Consider the following 18973-nt stretch of genomic DNA (forward strand, 5'->3'; position numbering starts at 1 on the left):
CGAAGATCGTTGGGCGCCTTGATCAATGGCGTGACCGGAAAGTGGGCGAATGGTCGAGAACTGGGTGCGTGCAGCGGAGTTGTTGGTCGAGGAGGTCCTCGATCGCGCCGCCGGGGAGGTGGATCGCAGCGGGGTGATTCCGGCGAGCCATTTCGACGCGCTCGCGGAAGGCGGGTTCTATGGGTTCCCGCTCTCGGCGGGGATGACGCCCGGCACGCTGATCGACACTGCCGCGACCCTCATCGGCGGTTGTCTGGCAACGGGTTTCGTGTGGGCGCAGCATCTGGGCGCGTTGCGCGCGGTCGCGGTCGCCGACAATGCCGCCCTGCGCGAGCGCTATCTGGCGCGAATGACGGCAGGGACGTACCGGTGCGGTGTGTCGTACGCGGGCGCTCGGTCGGCGCCGACGCTGTTCGCCGAAGCCGTCGACGGCGGCATGGCGATCAGCGGCACCGCGCCGTTCGTCACCGGATGGGAGTACGTCGACGCGGTGGTCGTGTCGGTGCGCACCACCGGAAACGGCTCGGAATCCGTTGCGACGGTGCTGGTTCCGACGCGGGACCTGGAGGGCGTCGCGGTCGAGCGAATCCCGCTGATCGCCGCGGATGCCAGCGCCACCGTGCGGATCACCTTCGAGCGGGCGTTCGTGCCCGACGAGAACGTCCTCGGGGTGAAATCGCTCGACGAGTTCCATTCCGGCCGTGGCAGCCTCACCGACTGGATCAACGGCGCACTCGCCCTCGGCGTGCTGTCGCGCTGTGTGCGCGAGCTGAAGGGACTCGGAATTGATGCCCACGACGACCGATACGCCGCGCTGCGCGAGCGATTCGCCACCGTGATGGGCGATGCCGAAGCGACCTACGCCTTGCGCGCCGACATCGCGCAAGCGGCGGTGCTCGCCGCGGCCGCGGGCGTCGTCGCGACAGGCAGCCGCGCCACCCTCGCCCACACCACCGCCGAGCGACTGATGCGGCAGGCGAGCTTCGCACTCGTCTGCACCACCCGCGAACCGATCAAGGACGCGCTGCTGGACCGCTTGCGTCCGGCCGACCTCGGTTGAGCCGCGACCGATCATCTGTCAGTACTTCGTGCTGGTGGGCACCGCTTCCGCGAACACCGAGTTCGCGACCGCGGGCACATCGAGCCCGGTGTCGAGCATGTCGACCGAGACAGCTCGGATAGCGGAGCCCTGGGGAGGCCCGACGCCAATCAGCACAGGCGGGACAACCACGAAAGCCGGGTCCGTGGTCGAGTCCGGTTCGAACTGCAATGATGTCCGGTATGAGCGCTCCCGACGAGCTGCGTGTGACGGCCGAGGAGTTCGCCGAAGGGGCGACTGCCGAGCTCGGTGACATCGAGATCGTCGATGGGCGCGTGGTCCGGCTGGTGGCTCAGAGCCCGGCGCACAGCCGCGTGGTCCGGCGACTGGCAGGGATGCTGGAGGCAGCCCGGCGCGACGGCGGGCCGTGCATGGTGGTGGACTCCGACGTTGCCGCACGATTCGCCGACGCGGAATCCGCAACAGTGGATCGGCGGTTGAACATCCGCTACCCCGATATCTGGATCCGGGACACCGAACCCTACGACGTCGACACCGTGCGTGAGCACATCCTGCTGGTGGTCGAGTTCACCTCCGAGTCGACCATCGATGCCGATATCAACGACAAGCGAATTCAATACGCAACGGCAGGAATTCCTCGGTACCTGATCGTCCGGCTGGACCAGAAGGAAGAACGCATCGAAGAGATCGAGGAATACCGTCTCGACTGGTCCGGTCGCCGCTACGCTGCCCACACGGTCCACCGACGTGTACTGCTCCTCGACGACCCGGTCGAGGCGACCGTTCCATTCGACGTACTGGAACAACCGTAGCGACCAGCCGCTCAACCCCTGGGCGCGGAATCGCAAAATCCGCCCGCTGGCCGCGGCCTCGCCGCTCGCGAGTCCGGTTGCTGCTCGTAATTCGGCTTTTCACCTTCGACATCGGGGGCGGTCGCTGCTCCGTGGTGTCGTAGCGTGCACGGACGATCGCCTCTGGTACTTCGTCGCAGGTGATGCTCGGTCGGCGTGACCGGCAGGGCCGGGATCGCACTGTTCGATCCCCGTCGGCGCGGGCCGTGCGTGGCCCGGCAGTATTCGGGCACACTCGGGGCTTGTCCGTAAATTACTGTCGGAGTTGATCTTTGGGTCGACGTGCCGGGTGGCAGCGGGAAACTTGGGTATGTGTCGTCTGCGAGATTGTCTATCCGCTGCCGAGTTGCGGGTCAAGTTCGAACGGCTCCTGCCGCATCTGGATGAACGCCGTCGTCGGCTCTACCTGGCCAGCGAGGCGATTGCGATGGGCCACGGCGGATTACCGTGGTGGCCGCCGCCTCCGGCGCCAGCACCGCTACCGTCACGCGCGGCATCTGCAAACTGACTGCGAATCCCGCACCGCCCCAACGCGTCCGGGCTCCGGGCGCCGGTCGCAAGCCGCTGGTGGTGACCGACATTGGCCTGCTGCCGGCGTTGGAGGCACTCATTGAGCCGCATACGCGCGGCGTCCGGTTTCTGCGCTGCGCTGGACCACGCTGTCGCTGCGCACCTTGGCTGCGGCGCTGACCGACCAGGGACACCCGGTCGGCGCCACGACAGTCGGGCACCTGCTGCACGCACAGGGATACCGTCTGCAAGGCACTGCCAAAATCAACGAAGGCGCCTGCCATCCAGACCGCGACGCGCAGTTCGCACACATCAACGCGACCGCCACCGCCCTCCTCGACGCCGGACAGCCGGTCATCAGCGTCGATACCAAGGCCAAGGAGTGGATCGGCAACCGCGACCGTCCCGGACGCACCTGGCGCCCGGGCAAGAACCCGATCAAGGTGGACTGCCACACCTTCGTCACCGACGATCAGCCGGTGGCCATCCCCTACGGGATCTATGACATCGCCACCAACACCGGCTGGGTCAACGTCGGAACCGACCACGAAACTGCCGAATTCGCGGTGGAATCCATCCGCCGCTGGTGGCGGCGCTGCGGGCGGCAGCAGCTACCCGGACGCGACCCGGCTGCTGATCACCGCGGACGCCGGTGGCTGCAACGACCCCCGCCGCTGGACATGGAAGAAGCACCTGCACGCCTTCGCCATCGACAGCGGCTTGGAGATCATGGTCTGCCACTACCCTCCCGGAACTTCGAAGTGGAACAAGATCGAGCACCGGATGTTCTGCCACATCACCGCCAATTGGCGCGGCCGACCGCTGACCAGTTATCAGGTCGTCATCGAGACCATCGCCGCGACAACAACGAGCACCGGATTGACCATCGGCGCCGACTTGGACACCAGCAGTTACCCACTCGGCGGCACCGGCACCTCCGCCGAGTTCCACGCCCTGCCAATCACACCCGACGCCTTCCGCGGCGACTGGAACTACAGCGTGGCCCCCTGCGCGCCGCGCCCGGCCGAGCAAGCCCCGACCCACCGCAGGCTCGATCCCGCCGTGACCGACATGCTCACCGATCCGGCTCTGACCGGTATGTCTCGAGCGGACTTCGCGCACCTGGCAGCGGTCTCGGAACCGTATTGGGACGCGCTGGCAGAAGCGGCCTTCCAACGTCGCTTCCACCGCCCCCGCGGCTATCTGCATCCGCAAACCAGCAGCGTCGACCATTTCCACCGGCTCCTGACAGCCTTGCTGCGGCGGCGAAGAGCCGCCACCAGCACGCTGCTGGCCCAACTACTCGGCATCACGCGCACCAATCTGTCCAACCAGTTCCGCGACGGCCACCGGATACTGGACCTGCACCGGATCGACGTCTCACCGATGCCCGGATCTCCCGCCCGCACCCTCGAGCAGCTACAGGCACGCCTCACAATCGCCACCCAACCCAAGATCAACTCCAACAGTAATTTACGGACAAGCCCCGGGCCGGATCGAGAATTGCCAGGTCGCGGTGTTCCTCACGGATGCCACCTGCACTGGGCACGCGTTCCTGGATCGGGCGTTGTATCTGCCGCAGTCGTGGGCCGGTGACCCGGACCGCCGCGACGAGGCTGGCGTACCCGAGGATGTGCATTTCCGCACGAAACCGGTGCTTGCGAGCGCTTGATCACCGATGCCCTCGATGCCGGGAACCCGGCGCGGTGGGTGGCCGGGGACGAGGTTTACGGCAACGACCCGAAGCTGCGGAAGGCAATCGAAACCCGCAGCGTTGGTTATGTTCTCGCGATCAGTTGTAGTCATCGGGTCACCACCGCTACCGGGAAGATCCGCGCCGACATCCTGACAGCCGGGCTGCCGAAACGGGCCTGGCAGCCGCGCTCGGCCAGCGACGGTGCCAAAGGGCCGCGGATCTATGACTGGGCATGGATCGAGATCGCCGGCGACGACGACAAGCACACGACCGGCTGCCGGTGGCTGCTGGTGCGCCGCAACCAGCACAGCGGGGAGTTGGTGTTCTACCGGTGCTGGGCACCCGGCCCGGTGACCCTGGCCCAACTGGTGAAAGTCGCTGGTCGCAGGTGGTCGATCGAGGAGAATTTCCAGACCGCCAAGGGCCTGACCGGGCTCGACCAGCATCAGGTCAGGCACTGGCGGTCTTGGCACCGCTGGACGCTGCTGGCCATACTTGCCTACGCCTTCCTGTCCATCCTCGCCGCCGGTCAACGCGAGCTGGAAAGACCCAGCGACGGGTTGATCGCGTTCATCCGCAACGAGATTCGTCACCTCTACGCGGTACTGATCCAGCCAGCCCACACGATCAGGCACCGACTGCACTGGTCCACCTGGCGCCGCCGACACCAGCACCGCGCCCCCACCAGCCACTACCAGCGCCGATCCCAACTCACACCATGATCACGAAATCCGGCTGGAGTATTAGAGCCCGGTCATAACCTTCTGCGCATCGTCGCGGCACCACCGCGCAGGAAGTTGATGACGAACACCGATAATCGAGCCCTCCCCCTGGGAATACTTATCCACATTTCACCGGCTACCCGATCGGCCACCGCGTCCCGCTGGCAGTGGTCCGAGTCACTCTGCTCAGCAAAAACTGAGTTGGGCAATAAATTCCGACTTTGGCACAAGCGCGATCCTCATAGCCAACCGCTACCAATTCCTCGAACAATGAGCTCATCTGGCAAGAATGATCATTCATTTTCGGCCCCGTGCCCCGGCGCGGCACCCCTCCCGCTGATGCGCGCGAGTCCGCCCGCGCGGTGGCGATCCGGCAGCACCCTTCTCGCGGGCGGCCGCTCGACCGTTGCGCGGCGGACGTCGGATGTCGGGGAGGGCTGTGCGTAGAGGGGGTGTGCGTCGGGAAGCGCGCCCTGTTAGCCTGTCTCGACAGGGGATCTGGATGGGAGCGGAATCGCATTGTGCTGTAGTTATTTACGAACGATGTATCACCCGGGGGCTTGCGGCGATCATCGTCCGGCGTATTGCGATAGGAAGGCAAGAGGATACCGATGAAAGACGATCTGCCAACCGCATTCGGTCGGCTGCATGCCTTCGCGCAAACCCTTTCGGGCCTCATGAAAGAGGCGCAGGAAGCGGGTGCCGAACAAGCGACCGGTCGCGACAATACCGACTGTGTCACGGTGACTATAGATCGATCGGGCGCATTGCTGTCCATTGATGTCTCGGACAACTGGGCGCAGAAGCTGGATCCCAAAGATATCGGCCCGGCGGTGCTGCGCGCGGTACAGGATGCGCGGGTGCGGCAGCTGGAGAGCTCGATGGATTCGGTGGCCGAGAGTGGGCTGCTGGCAAAGATCGAGTCACTGAACATCGAAGATATGACGCCCACCGATATCGAGCCGCCGCGCCCCTTGCGCGGACCGACAGTTGCTCCCGGCCAACTGGTCGACGAGATCCTCCAGGCGATCGAGAGTGGCGGTACGCAGGCGCGGCCGGCCACATTCGTCGGCACCGAGGATGTCGACGACGACATCGCGGCGCGGGTGGAGCTGGATTCCACGGGGATCATCGACTGCTCCGTCGGTATCGCCTGGGGAAAGAGCGTCGGGGGAAGCACCATAGCCTGGGCCGTGCGGCAAGCGTATGACAAAGCCTACGAGGACGTGCTGGCTTCGGCCGCGCGCGGAACGGGCCCGCAAGGTGGCTTGTTCTCGGAAGCGCTTCAGGTAATCAATTCATTGCAGACGCCGCGAGGACAGTAATGGGCCAAGAAGTATCGGTAGCCACGGACACCCTTCGTAAAGAGGGGAAGGTCTGGATGAACGAGTCCGACTCGCTGGAAAAGGTCAAGGGCGATATCGAATCCATCGGATTCAACAGGGTGGAAGCCGGGATATTCCAGGCGATCGTCGACGCGCACGCCAAGATAATCGAGAAGATGATGACGCTCTCCGGGCAGGGGGCCATGCGCTTCGACCAGGTCGGCGAAGTCTTGCAGAAATGCGCGGATACCTACTATGCCGAAGATGCCGCGGGGAAGCACAGGATCGACAACCTCTGGTGAGGTGAAAGGTTTCCGTAATGTCGAACGAATTCGATAGCGCTGCCTACCAGCAGATCTGGGACAAGCTGGTCGGGTATGCGCAGGACGTCGATACGCTGTTCGCGCAGAGCGCGCCGAACGCGATAAACGACGGGCTGAACACCCCTTACGCCGACTGGATTCCCGGTCTAGCCAATCTGATCAAGACCGCGGGCCGCAAGATGCTCCAAGCACTCAAGTGGCTCTGGGAGAAGATCATGGATCTCCTGGAAGGGGTGGCCGCCCCGCTCTTCATGGCGCAGCGAGCGTTCGAGTGGTCCGATGCGAAGGGTGCTTTCGCGGATATCTCGTCCGCGATCAACCCGGATCTGCTGCTCGCCCCGAAGGAATGGAAGGGCGATGCCGCGGACGAGTATGTGAAGACCGTCGGAAGTCAGCGGACCGCGATCGGCAAGATGGAAGAGATCTGCGAGACCTGCAGGAACCATCTCATCGCCGCGGCGATCGCGGGATTCGTACTCTATGCGGGCGTCGCGTCTGTAGTTGCTCAGTTCCTCACGGCCGTCGCTGTCGAGCTCGGCCTGATCGCGGCAGGCTTCACCGCAGCGGGAGGCTTCGCCGCATTCTGGGCGACGACCGGTATCACCGCGGCCGAACTCAGTGCCGCCGCGGGCGTGGCAGTTGTCTTCGTCGGAGATCAAACGAAGGCATGGAACGATATCGACGCGGCGGCCAACAACAACTCCGGCTTCCAGAAGGACCCGGACAGTGGAGCGGTCAACTGGCCGGACCCGAACACCAAGTACTTCGACGATGCCTCCGTGGACGATGACAACGAATCCAAATGGCGGTTGAATCCTGACAAGTGACGTGGCGGGGAAAATCGTGCGTGACAGTAAGAAGGCCCGGCGCGGCACCCTGCTCCAAGTGGGTGTCTCCTCGATGATCCTCAGCGGCGGATTGGCCTCCGTCGCATTACTTCTCGGCGAATCCGGTGCTCCGGTGGTAGCGGCGGTCATGTCGGTGACCTTCGTCGTACAGTTGATCGGCATCGTGGTCGGGTGGCGTTCGGCTCCGACCGGGGCGGTGCGCGTGGCGATATGCGGTGCTTTCGTCGCGGTGGGGCTGGCGATTCTAGGGCTGGTGGTCGCCGCCTTACTGAAAGCGATCAGCCTGTTCATGCCGGGTATGTACCTCGCGGCCCTGTTCCTGCTGTTCCTGCAGGGCTACCAGTGCGTGTGGCGAGGCCGTGCATGAATCGATCCTCTACAGATCCACGATCTTCCAGATCGCTCTGTCGGCTTCGGCAGAAGGAATACCGCTTCTGCCCCAGGGCTACGGCGTTCTCGCTGAATGCCTCGTGGCCTGCGGGTTTCCGGGTTGAGTAGGTGGATGCCGCGGTGGGGGTGGAATGCGGTGTCGCGGATTGCTTCGGCGATGTTGGCGGCTCCGGCGAGCCGGTGGAGATTGAGCGCGGTGCTTCTCATGGTCGCCATGACTTGCGGCCCGCTGCGAACAGCTGCCCTTGAGCGATCCTCGTCGTAGGTGACATCACGCACCCAATGGATGGAATTTTCAATCCCCCAGTGCGACCTGATCCAGACGGCGATCTGGGCGGGTTTGGCGTGTTCGAACGGCAGGCTGCAGACCGCGTAAATGATCTCGGAACTGGCCTTCCCGGTGGCGATTTCGAGACGCTCGCGGGTTATGCGGATGACCTGTTTCGCATACGGCCACCGGATGCCTCGGGGTGCGGTGACGATCTGGAATCTGCGGTGCTCGTCGCGGCCGTGCCCGTGAGTGTCGTCGGTCGCGGCGACGGGAATATCGTGCCAGGGCAGGGCCGAAACCCGTGCCAGCAAACCGGCCTGGTTGGCCTTCACGACCATCACGTAGTGCGATTTCAGGGTGCGGCAGATCAGCTTCGCGGTCGCTGTCTGGGTATGGATCGCATCGGTCACCACCAGCAGCGGGACGCGCGGGAATCGTTTGAGAAGCGTTCGCAAACAAGGTATTTCGTTGCTCTTGGCGTCGATGGCCAGCTGTCCCAGCACCAGACGGGTGTGGTGGGCCAACATCGATACCAGATGCGAGGCGAGTGCGCCGGCTTTGCGGGCACCCTCGAGGGTCTTGCCGTCCAGCGACACCGCCAGCAATCCGTTCCCCTCGGCAGCGGCCACGGCCAGCTCGGTGAAGTACACGCCCAGCCGCCGGTCCAGATCTGCGGCATCGAGCATCGACAGCACCCGCCGCAACGTCTTCTCGCTCGGGCGGGTGTCGCGGGTGATGCCCAACTCGATCATCACCTCCACCGGTGCGGTGCGCGCCCAGGTGGCGAAACCGGCATAGCTGCGCATCCCTGCCGCCACCGCCAGAATCGCCATCGCCAACAGCGCCGATAACCGATAGCGGCGCCCACGCCGATCGCGTGGATCAGGCACCGACGCCAGCACATCCATCAACGGGAAACCCAGCGCCACCGACCCGTTGACTACCGTCCAGCGTTGCAGGGTTTCCGAAATCGGTGCGGCAGGAGATACTTGGACAGCAGGCAGAGCGACTCCGGTGACGGGCTTGTGTGAGAGCTGGATCGTTACACAGTCGCTCGTGCTCCCGTCTTCGAAGCCCCAAGAACCCCAGTCGAATTCACTCGACATCGACGCAGGTAACGACTCCGTCAACGACGTTGCCGGAGCCCTGCGGTGCGTGCCTGGTCCGACATCGGTAGCGGTTCGGGCCATCCCGCCTTGCCACGGAATCCGAGGAGGCGAGGTTCGGGCCGTCCGGGTTGGGGGCTTGTCGGCTGATAGAGTCGGGTGTCGGAGTCGGCGGTCGAAGGGGAGGGCATGGCACGCGGGATCGTGGGGGGCGTTCTGGCGGCGGCGGTCGTAGCTGTTGTCGCGGCTTGTGGTGGGACGACCGAGGGGTCGCCATCGACCAGTTCCAGCGCCGCGGAAGCTCCGTTGTTCAACCCGTGCACCGGGATTCCCGATGATGTGCTGCGGTCGGCGGGGGTTGATCCGGCGACGGAGGAGAGCGGGATCGCGGGGGTGCATCAGCACGGGTGGGAGATCTGCGGTTGGAGGGGGAAAAAGTACACGATTACGGTGTATTCGACGGGGCGGTCTGTGGCGGAGTTCGAGAAGAAGCCCGGCAATGTCGACTTCCGGGACGTCACGGTTGCCGGACGCGAGGGGCGGCAGTTCAAGGTAGAGGGGGCTTCCAAGGACCTGCACTGCGATGTCCTGTTCCCTGCGTCGCAGGGCGGAGTCCTGCAACTATCGGTCTCGAACAGGGTTGGACTGGATGGTCTCGAAGAACCGTGTTCGGTTCTGTATCGGGTGGGCGAGTTGATCGTTCCGGTCTTTCCACGTTGACGAGAGGAGGGGGAAGTCGATGAGTGAGGGTGACCGGTCGCAGTGGCAGCGTTTCTCTGAACAAGCAAGGGCGGGGGAGCTTTATCTTGACGATGAGGCGGCGGCTCTACAAGCTTTGGCAGCTTGCAACCGTCGCATTGATGATCTACAGGGGTTGGCCGATCTCGCCAAGCGGTGCCAGAATGTTTCCGGCTTCGGCGATTTCGATATGGCGGATGTGCTCGCCGGAAAGTTCCGTAAGCAGGCGATAGGCACCGACAGCTCGATTGATGCGATCATCGCGAAAGACGTCGAAGTCGTGAAGGACATGCGCGACATCATGGCCATCTCCATCGCGCGTCTCCGGGGCCAGGACTACACGAATTCAGCGGCGATCACCGCGATCATCGATTCCGTGGGGGAGTAGATCGTGACGGGCATGAACGGCGGCATGTTCAGTTGGAGCGCAGGGGATATGGGCTCAGCCATGCTGGAGAGCCTGACCGACTGGATCGCTGGGGAAGAGCGGGAGCCGGGCATCAAGCCGGGCGACATTCAGGGGCGATTCAACCGGCAGCGAGACGACGTCCGCGGCAAAGCGGATGACACCGGTTTCGAGGGTGCGTTCCATCCGAAGGAAGTGCTGAGACAAGACGAGTTCGAGAAAGACGATGTCGCCACACTGCGCACCAAGGTCGACGCGATCGATCTGACAGCCGTCGGCAACCTGATCACCGCCTGGCAGGCAGTCGGCGATCGCGCTCGCGAATCGCTCGGCACCTTCACCGCCGCTATCACCCGGTTGACCGAGGACGGAGTGTGGCAAGGCGCGTCGGCCGATGCCGCCGTCGCGGGTGTGCGCGATTACGCCTCCCACGGTGCGCAACTGCCGAACGCCGCGGCGCTCACCAGCAACAAACTCGCCGAACTCAAAACAGGATTGGAACCGACGAAGCTGCTGGTCCCGCACGCGCCGGACGATCGGTCCTTCACCGACAACGCGCGTTCGTGGATCGCCGGCCGCGGCTGGCGCAGCAACTCCGAAGCGCAGGACACCGCGAAGACCGAGGCACTGCGGGTGCTGACGACGGTGTTCGCTCCGGTCGTCCGGGAATCCGACACGAACGTGCCGGTGCTTCCGCAACCGTACAACCCGGTGCAGCCCGGTGATCAACCGCCGATAACCGGACCCGGCCCTGGACCGGGCGGCCCTGGTCCAGGGCCCGGTGGCCCCGGCCCGGGCGGCACGCCAACGGAATCCAAACCGGAGGCCCCGACCGTGGATCCGGACGACTCGGATCAGACGAATCCGAGCGGAACCAACTCGACCTCGACCGATCCGGCATCCACGAATCCGGCGTCGACAACTCCGGCCTCTACTCCCACGACGAATCCGGCGGGCTTGCCCGATCGTCCCGGGCCTGGCCCGGGAACCCCGGGTCCGCCAGGTCCGGGCGGGACGCCCGCTGTGCCCTCGCCCGGTCGGTCCATCCGCGGGGTGCCGGTCACGGCCACCACCGGCGTTCCGGCCTCGGCGGCGAGTCCGGCGACTCGCGCGGCGATGAGCGGTTTGGGCGGTCTCGGAGCTCCCGGCGCGCGCGGCGGCCGATCCGAGGACGAGTCGAGCAAGGGTGTGCCCGACTACCTGATCAACCAGGAACACGGCGAGGAACTGACGGGACTGAAGGACCTGCCGAGGGCGGTGCCCCCGGTGATCGGGGAGTGACAGGAATCGCTGTTCGTCTGTGCACGAGCGTTTTTCGACAGGACGCACCGCCACGGATGACGCGGCCGAATGGGGCGAGATCATGAAAACCGTGCGACAGTGGCGGTTCACCGCGCTCGAATTCCGGACGCTGTGGGAATCCACGGGCCGCGACGTGTTGCCTTATCCGTTGCGCCACTGGTTCACCACCCGCTACCGCTCGGACAGCCTGCGCTTGCGGCAGGCGGCCGCGCTGGCGGTGCGACCGCAGCTCGACGACGACCTGGTGCGGGCGGTGCACGTGCTGTTCGCACCCGAAGCGCGCATCGAGCTGGCGGGGTATCTCGGCGCAGGCCGGGACCGTGAGCTGCGAGCCCACGCCGGCGTGCACGACGAGCACGGCGCGCTTGCCGTGCAGGAGCACAGCGTCGACGGGTATGGCGACGTGACGCTGACGTTCCTGCCCGCCGCCCGGGTGGCACGTGCAGTCGTCGATGTGCTGCCGGAATACCCTGCGGGACAGCGTGAACCGATGACGATTCCGGTCGAAGAGCTGGAGGGTCCGCTTCCCGCGGTGCGCGACGCGTGGCGGCCGACGCCGCGCGAGGAGTTCGCGAAGTTCTTCGCCAGGCCCGTCCGCGCGAGCGTGCACGTCGGCGTCTACCCGTTGGGCAGCGCCGACAACCGGCACATCAAGGGCCGCAAAGACTTCCAGATCACGGACTTCGAAGGCGACGGCCGCTACGTCACCTTCGGCTCCCGTATGGTCATCGCCAAACCCACTACCCGCGAACGCATCACGGCGACGATGCACGAGATGATCGGCCGCACCGTCGAAGAAGTCCGCGCGGGTGACCACCCGCCCCGCTGACTCCCGACGCGGGAGCCGACGGCGCTCACCTGAAGGCGGCCGCCGCGCCCGTCCTATCCCAGGTAAGGATGGCCAGGGCGGGCACGGTCTCCCGCCGTTACTCGCGTGACAGCATGGCGACGGCTTCGCGCTCGAGGTCGACGTACGGCTCGCCGCTGACGTCGACGGCCACTCGATGCAGCGTGCCACCGGTGAACTCCCACGGGGAGGTTCCGGGGTAGTCGTCGGTGACGGCCTCCGCGCTGTCGCGGCCCGCGTTCAGGCCTTCTCCCGCGATGCTGAACTTGCCCGGCTGGGTCCTGATCCGACCCTCGCCGACCTTGCGCTCGCCGTAGTAGAGGGTGAGGGTGCCTCGCGCCGTGCCGGGCGGATCCTCGCTCTCCTTGTCGAAGGAGGCGGCGAGGATGAGGTTATCACCGGTCGGCAGGTCCTCGTCGGCGCTGATCCGCTGCTCGTCGCTGCCGAGGAAGTTGTAGACGTAGTGCAGCCGGTTGTTCTTGATGTACATGGCATGTCCGCCGAACCGGCCACCGTGGGAGAACAGCACCCCGGCCGCGCCAGGGCCGGGCAGGTCGACGAGCGCGCCGATCGAATACGAGCGGTTGCGGATGTTGACCGCGACCGACTCGGGCACCTCGGCGCCGCCGGGACGGTACACGTAGCGGTTGCGCGGCGGCGCGAGCTGGGGGCGCTGGGTGGTCAGGATCTCGACGCCGGAGCGGTCGTCGAGCGGGAACGCCTGGTTGGCGCCTGCCTCGTAGAACCACAGGCCGATGAGTTCGGCGAGCTTGCCGGGTTCCTCGGCGGCGAGGTCGTGCAGCTCGGCGCGGTCCACGTCGGTGCGATACAGCTCCCAGGTGTCATCGGGGAAGTGGCTCCACCCGCTGAGGGTCGGGTGGGTGGTGACCGCTTTCCAGCCGTCGTGCCAGATGCCACGGCCGCCGAGCATCGAATAGAACTGGGTGTGTTTGGCGGTCGGGATGGTGGCCGCGTCGAAGCTGTAGCGCATGCTCACCCCCTGAATCGGCGTCTGGGCGTGGCCTTTCACCGTGTCCGGGAGCTCCACGCCGAGGCAGTCCAGCAAGGTCGGCACCAGGTCGACGGCGTGGTGGTACTGGTCGCGGGTCTCGCCGTGCGCCTTGATCCCGGCGGGCCAGGAGATGAGGCACGGATCGCAGGTGCCGCCGTTGAACGAGTACCGCTTCCACATCTTGAACGGGGTGTTGAACGCCATCGCCCACCCGTTCGGGTAGTGGTTGTAGGTCTTGGGGCTGCCCAGCTCGTCCAGTTTGGTCATGTTCTCGGCCAGGTCGTCCGGAACGCTGTTGGCGATCTTGTTCTCGTTGACCGAGCCGTCCGGTCCGCCCTCGCCGCTGGCCCCGTTGTCGGAGACCAGGACGATGATGGTGTTGTCCAGCTGCTCGATCTTCTCCAGGTAGGCGAGCAGGCGGCCGATCTGGTCGTCACAGTGCGAGAGGAAGCCCGCGTACACCTCGGCCATGCGGGCGAACAGGCGCTTCTCGTCGCTGGAGAGGCTGTCCCAGGGGCGGGTGTAGTCCAGCGGCGGGAACGGCTGACCGTCGGGCCCGCTGCGGGTCTCGGGGGTGCCGATCGGGTTGAGCGGCGGCAGCTCGGTGTTCTGCGGGACCAGTCCCATCTCCTTCTGCCTGGCCAGGGTCTGCTCACGCATCGCCTCGTAGCCCGCGTCGAACCGGCCGCGGTAGCGCTCGATCCATTCGCGCGGCACGTGGTGCGGAGCGTGCGCGCAGCCCGGCGCGTAGTAGAGGAAGACCGGACGTTCGGGCGCGATCGCCTTGACGTCGTCGATGTACTGGATGGCCCGGTCGGTGATGTCGACGCTGAAGTGGTAGCCCTGCTCGGGCGTGGCAGGCTGCTCGACGGGGTGATTGTCGTGCACCAGGTCCGGATACCACTGGTTGGTTTCCGCGCCGAGGAAGCCGTAGAAGCGCTCGAAACCGCGGCCGACCGGCCAGTTTCGCTTGGTGGACGCCAAATTCATCTCGTCCTCGGCACACAGATGCCACTTGCCGACCATGGCCGTGCTGTAGCCCCGCTCGACGAGGATTTCGGCAAGGGTGGCGCACTCCGGCGGGATGTGGCCATTGGCGCCGGGGAAGCCGACCGCGCACTCGCTGATGCAGGCCATGCCGTTGGTGGTGTGGTTGCGGCCGGTGAGCAGACAGGAGCGGGTCGGTGAGCACAGCGCGGTGGTGTGCCACTGGCTGTAGCGCAGCCCGTTCGCGGCGATCCGGTCGATGTTCGGTGTCTCGATCGGTCCGCCGTAACAGCCCATGGCGCCGAAACCGACGTCGTCGAGCACGATGTACAGCACATTCGGCGAACCGGGCGGGGCCGTCGGCTGCTCGTACGGGCCCCAGTCCGGGATCGAGTCGCGGATGTCGAGGTTGACCACACCGCGGAAAGGAATTGCCATGGTGTTCTCCTCAGCAATAGGCCGCCCCCGCACGAACGTAGGTAGCCGCGAAGACGATCGCCTCACCCGCGACGGGTGATAAGCGATGACGCCTCCCGGTGTCCGGTGCGACGCTTCAGAACACGGTCGCCCAGTCGTTCCCGATACTGACGACCAGCCAGCCGTTCGCGTCGGCCAGCTCGAGTGCCTGTTCGGCTCCCGCCACATAGTCGAACTCGCGGTCGGGGTCGTCGTGGCCCACCAGCATCCGTAGCGACGGCCGGTCCGGCTGACCGGTGAATTGCAGCATCGGGATGTCCCCGTTGGTGTTCCCAGCCGCCAGCAGCGGGCGCCGACCGATCCGGCTCCAGATCCGCACCGGCTTCTGCGGGCCATCGTCCAGGACATCCAGCTCGGCTTTGCGGACGACCGCGCCGGCTTCCCAGGCCAACGAGACGCTGCTGCCGATGACACGCTCGCGGGGAATGCCGTAGACCTCCCGGCTGATCGGTCGCATGAAGTCGCGGCCCCCGCCCGAGGCGATGTAGTTGGCGAACCCCTTGGCCGCCAAGAAGCCGAGCAGCTCGATCATCGGTGCATAGCCGCATGCCAGGTAAGCGCGGCCGAGGGTGGGGTGCCGGGCCGTACGCAGGAACCGATCGGCCAGGGATTCGAACTCCTCCACTGTCACACCGCTGAACGCGGCAAGCACACCGGAAGCGAGTACGCCCACCTCGCTGTCATCGCCGTGATAGTGCCTGGTGATCACGCCGCCCAGCCAGTCGTAGTTCTGTGTGTAGGCCGCCTGCCACGGCTGACGCGTGCGCAATGCCGGGTCCTGATCGGCCATGGCGACCAAGCGGCGCAGGATGAAATCGAGCTGGATGGGCATCGGCTTCTCGCACCACAGCGTGCCGTCGTTGTCGAAGACCGCGATCCGGTCCTCGGGCGGTACCGCGTCGGGCCCGCCCGTCACCCGGCCGACGAAATCCAGGATGGCCTGTTTGACGTCACCGTCACGCCAGCTTGGGAGAGGGTCGGCGGCCGAGACCGGGGTCTCGCGGTGTCCCGAGGCGTGCGCGACATCTTTCCGGTGCGCTGCCATGCACCGACTCCTTCCCTCCGTCCGACGGCTCTGCCCGCGACCCTCCCTCGATCGTGTGGCGGGCACATCACCCGCAGCGGGCGAGGCGCCCGGCGAAAGCGCGAATGATCACCTGCGCTCTCACCCTTGCCGGATGAGGAATTGCGCCGCCGCGGAGGTCAGACTCCGAGCAGAGGCCGGAGACCCTCGTCGAGCCATACCGTGGCGACAAGCTCACGAATCGGCAACCGCTGCACACACGAAGGAGGTCGCATGGATTCCGTGGACCTCTCGACCATCGCGGTCTTGCTGCTCGCCTTCGCGATGGCCTCCCGCAGACTCTCCGTCTTCATCACACCCGCCATCTTCTTCACCACCGCCGGACTGATCGCAGGACCCGTCTTCGGACTCATCGAACTCGACGTCGGTTCCTCGACGCTGAAGCTGCTCGTCGAGGTCACCTTGACGCTGGTGCTGTTCTCCGACGCGTCCCGGATCTCGCTGCCCCGGCTTCGCGGCGAGCACACCGTGCCGATGCGATTGCTGGCGGTCGGCCTGCCGCTGACCATCGCCGCGGGCACACTCACCGGGTTCGCGGTGCTGCCGGGCGTAGGCGTTGCCGAAGCGCTCGTGCTCGCGGTCATGGTCGCGTGCACCGACGCGGCACTCGGGCAAGCCGTGGTGACCGACGAGCGACTACCGTCCCGGATCCGGCAGGGACTCAATGTCGAGAGCGGGCTCAACGACGGACTGTGCGTGCCACTGTTCTTCATCGCCCTCGGATTGGCTCAGGCAGAAGAGGGCGCGCTCACCGCGCACGGCGCGGTCCAGATGATCCTCGAGGAGATCGGCTACGGGATCGCCGGTGGCGTCGTCGCGGGAGTGCTCGGTGCGTACACACTGCGGATCGGCTCGAAACGCGGCTGGATCGAGCCGTACTGGTTGCAGATCCTCACCGTCGCCACCGCACTGCTGAGCGCAGGCATCGCCGTCACTCTGCACGGCAGCATGTTCATCGCCGCATTCGTCGGCGGCCTGCTCTTCGGCACGCTCCGCGGCGACGTCGGCGGGCCGGTCACCGATCTGGTCGATCAAAGCGGCGAATTTCTCGACGCCGTCACCTTCCTCGTCTTCGGCGCCGCGATCCTCGGCCCCGTCCTGGACCAGCTGACCTGGCGGCTCGCGCTGTACGCGGTACTGAGTCTGACCGTCGTACGCATGCTGCCGGTGGCGCTGTCCCTGCTCGGAACCGGAGCGCGGCGGCAGACGACGCTGTTCGTCGGGTGGTTCGGCCCGCGCGGCTTGGCCACCATCGTCTTCGGCGTGCTGCTGATCCAAGAAGCGGACCTGCTGAACGAGCAGACGCTGCTGCTCGCCGCCGTCACCACCATCGGCGTGTCCGTCTACGCCCACGGCCTGACAGCCACCCCGCTGACCAACCGCTACGTCCAGTGGTACCGATCCCATCCCGACGAACGGCAACCACGTATGGAGAGCGTGCCTGCCGCGTCGCACCGCTGGCGAACACCCCGCCGAGCGGCACGATAGGCACACGCCGGGTCGGCTGAGTACCGTTTTTCAGTGTGGCGCACGCGCACCGAGGTGGTCTGTGGGATTCGGGCGGCGGCCCAGCCGGATGTGCACCCGCCACGCCCTGCCGCGGGATCCGACCAGGGGACCCCGATTCTGAATGGGATTGCATCGTCGTGCATAATCATTTGCAGACGGGCGCGGGTCGCCTGACCTGCGCGCCGGCGCGACCGGCCGGGGCCGCCGAACGCGGCGGCCCGAGACACATCCGCACGAAACCGAGGAGCACACAGACATGTCCGAGCGCGTCGTACTCGCCTATTCCGGTGGGCTTGACACCTCCGTCGCGATCAGCTGGATCGGCAAGGAGACCGGCGCCGAGGTCGTGGCCGTCGCCATCGACCTGGGCCAGGGCGGCGAGGACATGAACGTGGTGCGTCAGCGCGCGCTGGACTGTGGCGCCGTCGAGGCGATCGTGGTCGACGCCCGCGACGAGTTCGCCGACGAGTACTGCCTGCCCACCATCCAGGCCAACGCCCTGTACATGGGTCAGTACCCGCTCGTTTCCGCCATCAGCCGGCCGCTGATCGTCAAGCACCTGGTGGAGGCGGCCAAGTTCCACGGCGCCACCACCGTCGCGCACGGTTGCACCGGCAAGGGCAACGACCAGGTGCGTTTCGAGGTCGGCATCGGCGCGCTCGCCCCCGACCTGAACGTGATCGCCCCGGTCCGCGACTACGCGTGGACCCGCGAGAAGGCCATCGCCTTCGCCGAGGAGAACAGCCTCCCGATCAACGTCACCAAGAAGTCGCCGTTCTCCATCGACCAGAACGTGTGGGGCCGCGCCGTCGAGACCGGCTTCCTCGAGGACCTGTGGAACGCGCCGACCAAGGATGTCTACGACTACACCGCGGACCCGACCGTCAACTTCGAGGCGCCGGACGAACTGATCGTCACCTTCGACAAGGGTGTTCCGGTGGCCATCGACGGCCGCCCGGTGAGCGTGCTCGAGGCGATCGTCGAGCTGAACCACCGTGCGGGCCGCCAGGGCGTCGGCCGCCTGGACATGGTCGAGGACCGCCTCGTCGGCATCAAGAGCCGCGAGATCTACGAGGCGCCCGGCGCCCTCGCGCTGATCACCGCGCACCAGGCGCTGGAGAACGTCACCATCGAGCGCGAGCTGGGCCGCTACAAGCGCCAGGTGGAGCAGCGCTGGGGCGAGCTGGCCTACGACGGCCTCTGGTTCTCCCCGCTCAAGCGCGCGCTGGATGCCTTCGTGCAGGACACCCAGCAGCACGTCTCCGGCGAGATCCGGATGGTCCTGCACGGCGGCTCCGCCGTGGTCAACGGCCGCCGCTCCGAGCAGTCGCTCTACGACTTCAACCTGGCGACCTACGACGAGGGCGACACCTTCGACCAGTCGCTGGCCAAGGGCTTCGTGCAGATCCACGGCCTGTCGTCGAAGGTCGCCGCGCGGCGCGACCTGAACCAGAAGTAGGAATCGGGCCCGGTCCCGGGTCGGTGCCCGCACCGATCCGGGATTCGGCG

General features: G+C 66.0%; 16 protein-coding genes and 2 pseudogenes. 15 read left to right on the forward strand and 3 right to left on the reverse strand.

What is annotated here, in order from left to right; all coding sequences use genetic code 11:
- Nucleotides 1-49 precede the first annotated feature (49 nt).
- The 9 genes and pseudogenes from ACRWNM_RS26340 to ACRWNM_RS26380 all read left to right on the forward strand — a co-directional run bounded on the left by ACRWNM_RS26340 (nt 50) and on the right by ACRWNM_RS26380 (nt 7702).
- Nucleotides 50-1060: an acyl-CoA dehydrogenase family protein gene (locus ACRWNM_RS26340; RefSeq protein WP_431970770.1), complete on the forward strand. Its 1011-nt coding sequence runs from the start codon at nt 50-52 to the stop codon at nt 1058-1060.
- 221 nt (nt 1061-1281) lie between these two features.
- Nucleotides 1282-1872 carry a Uma2 family endonuclease gene (locus tag ACRWNM_RS26345; RefSeq protein WP_431970771.1) on the forward strand — a complete coding sequence of 197 codons (591 nt, stop codon included), beginning with the start codon at nt 1282-1284 and terminating at the stop codon, nt 1870-1872.
- A gap of 358 nt (nt 1873-2230) precedes the next feature.
- Nucleotides 2231-3893 (forward strand): annotated as a pseudogene (locus ACRWNM_RS26350) (ISAzo13 family transposase).
- A 44-nt stretch (nt 3894-3937) separates the two neighbouring features.
- On the forward strand, nt 3938-4093 hold the full coding sequence (locus tag ACRWNM_RS26355; RefSeq protein ID WP_431970773.1) for a transposase: 156 nt from the start codon (nt 3938-3940) through the stop codon (nt 4091-4093).
- On the forward strand, nt 4090-4839 hold the full coding sequence (locus ACRWNM_RS26360) for an IS701 family transposase (RefSeq protein ID WP_431970774.1): 750 nt from the start codon (nt 4090-4092) through the stop codon (nt 4837-4839). The genes ACRWNM_RS26355 and ACRWNM_RS26360 overlap by 4 nt, the downstream gene beginning before the upstream one ends.
- Nucleotides 4840-5450: 611 nt before the next feature.
- The gene (locus ACRWNM_RS26365; protein WP_431970775.1) at nt 5451-6164 is read left to right on the forward strand and encodes a hypothetical protein; all 714 of its coding nucleotides are present in this window, start codon (nt 5451-5453) and stop codon (nt 6162-6164) included.
- Nucleotides 6165-6220: 56 nt separating this feature from the next.
- Nucleotides 6221-6466, forward strand: coding sequence for a hypothetical protein (locus tag ACRWNM_RS26370; RefSeq protein WP_431970776.1), 246 nt, complete (start codon nt 6221-6223; stop codon nt 6464-6466).
- A 17-nt stretch (nt 6467-6483) separates the two neighbouring features.
- Nucleotides 6484-7314 (forward strand): hypothetical protein, encoded by an 831-nt coding sequence (locus tag ACRWNM_RS26375; protein WP_397095952.1) that lies wholly within the window; start codon nt 6484-6486, stop codon nt 7312-7314.
- A 1-nt stretch (nt 7315) separates the two neighbouring features.
- Nucleotides 7316-7702, forward strand: coding sequence for a hypothetical protein (locus ACRWNM_RS26380; protein WP_431970777.1), 387 nt, complete (start codon nt 7316-7318; stop codon nt 7700-7702).
- A gap of 116 nt (nt 7703-7818) precedes the next feature.
- Here ACRWNM_RS26380 and ACRWNM_RS26385 read toward each other — a convergent pair.
- Nucleotides 7819-9000, reverse strand: a pseudogene (locus tag ACRWNM_RS26385) (ISAs1 family transposase); the annotation flags it as partial.
- Between the two features lie 291 nt (nt 9001-9291).
- On the opposite strand from ACRWNM_RS26385, the gene ACRWNM_RS26390 reads away from it, so the two are divergent.
- The 4 genes from ACRWNM_RS26390 (at nt 9292) to ACRWNM_RS26405 (ending at nt 12377) form a co-directional block, all read left to right on the forward strand.
- Complete coding sequence (locus ACRWNM_RS26390) at nt 9292-9822, forward strand: DUF3558 domain-containing protein (RefSeq protein WP_431970778.1); 531 nt, start codon at nt 9292-9294, stop codon at nt 9820-9822.
- A gap of 19 nt (nt 9823-9841) precedes the next feature.
- Nucleotides 9842-10228, forward strand: coding sequence for a hypothetical protein (locus tag ACRWNM_RS26395; protein WP_431970779.1), 387 nt, complete (start codon nt 9842-9844; stop codon nt 10226-10228).
- Between the two features lie 3 nt (nt 10229-10231).
- The gene (locus ACRWNM_RS26400; protein ID WP_431970780.1) at nt 10232-11527 is read left to right on the forward strand and encodes a hypothetical protein; all 1296 of its coding nucleotides are present in this window, start codon (nt 10232-10234) and stop codon (nt 11525-11527) included.
- 82 nt (nt 11528-11609) lie between these two features.
- Entirely contained in the window at nt 11610-12377 is a 768-nt protein-coding gene (locus ACRWNM_RS26405) for an ESX secretion-associated protein EspG (protein WP_431970781.1), read from the forward strand.
- Between the two features lie 97 nt (nt 12378-12474).
- Here ACRWNM_RS26405 and ACRWNM_RS26410 read toward each other — a convergent pair whose 3' ends face one another.
- Together ACRWNM_RS26410 and ACRWNM_RS26415 are read right to left on the reverse strand one after the other, a co-directional pair.
- The gene (locus ACRWNM_RS26410; protein WP_431970782.1) at nt 12475-14832 is read right to left on the reverse strand and encodes an arylsulfatase; all 2358 of its coding nucleotides are present in this window, start codon (nt 14830-14832) and stop codon (nt 12475-12477) included.
- Between the two features lie 115 nt (nt 14833-14947).
- Nucleotides 14948-15916, reverse strand: a complete 969-nt coding sequence (locus ACRWNM_RS26415) for an HAD family hydrolase (RefSeq protein WP_431970783.1) — start codon at nt 15914-15916, stop codon at nt 14948-14950.
- 252 nt (nt 15917-16168) lie between these two features.
- Between ACRWNM_RS26415 and ACRWNM_RS26420 the strand changes: the two genes are divergently transcribed.
- Complete coding sequence (locus tag ACRWNM_RS26420; RefSeq protein ID WP_431970784.1) at nt 16169-17443, forward strand: cation:proton antiporter; 1275 nt, start codon at nt 16169-16171, stop codon at nt 17441-17443.
- Between the two features lie 277 nt (nt 17444-17720).
- The gene (locus ACRWNM_RS26425) at nt 17721-18923 is read left to right on the forward strand and encodes an argininosuccinate synthase (protein WP_431970785.1); all 1203 of its coding nucleotides are present in this window, start codon (nt 17721-17723) and stop codon (nt 18921-18923) included.
- Nucleotides 18924-18973 lie beyond the last annotated feature (50 nt).

Origin of the sequence: Nocardia sp. bgisy134 (assembly GCF_965341865.1) — a bacterium.
Taxonomy (GTDB): Bacteria; Actinomycetota; Actinomycetes; order Mycobacteriales; family Mycobacteriaceae; genus Nocardia.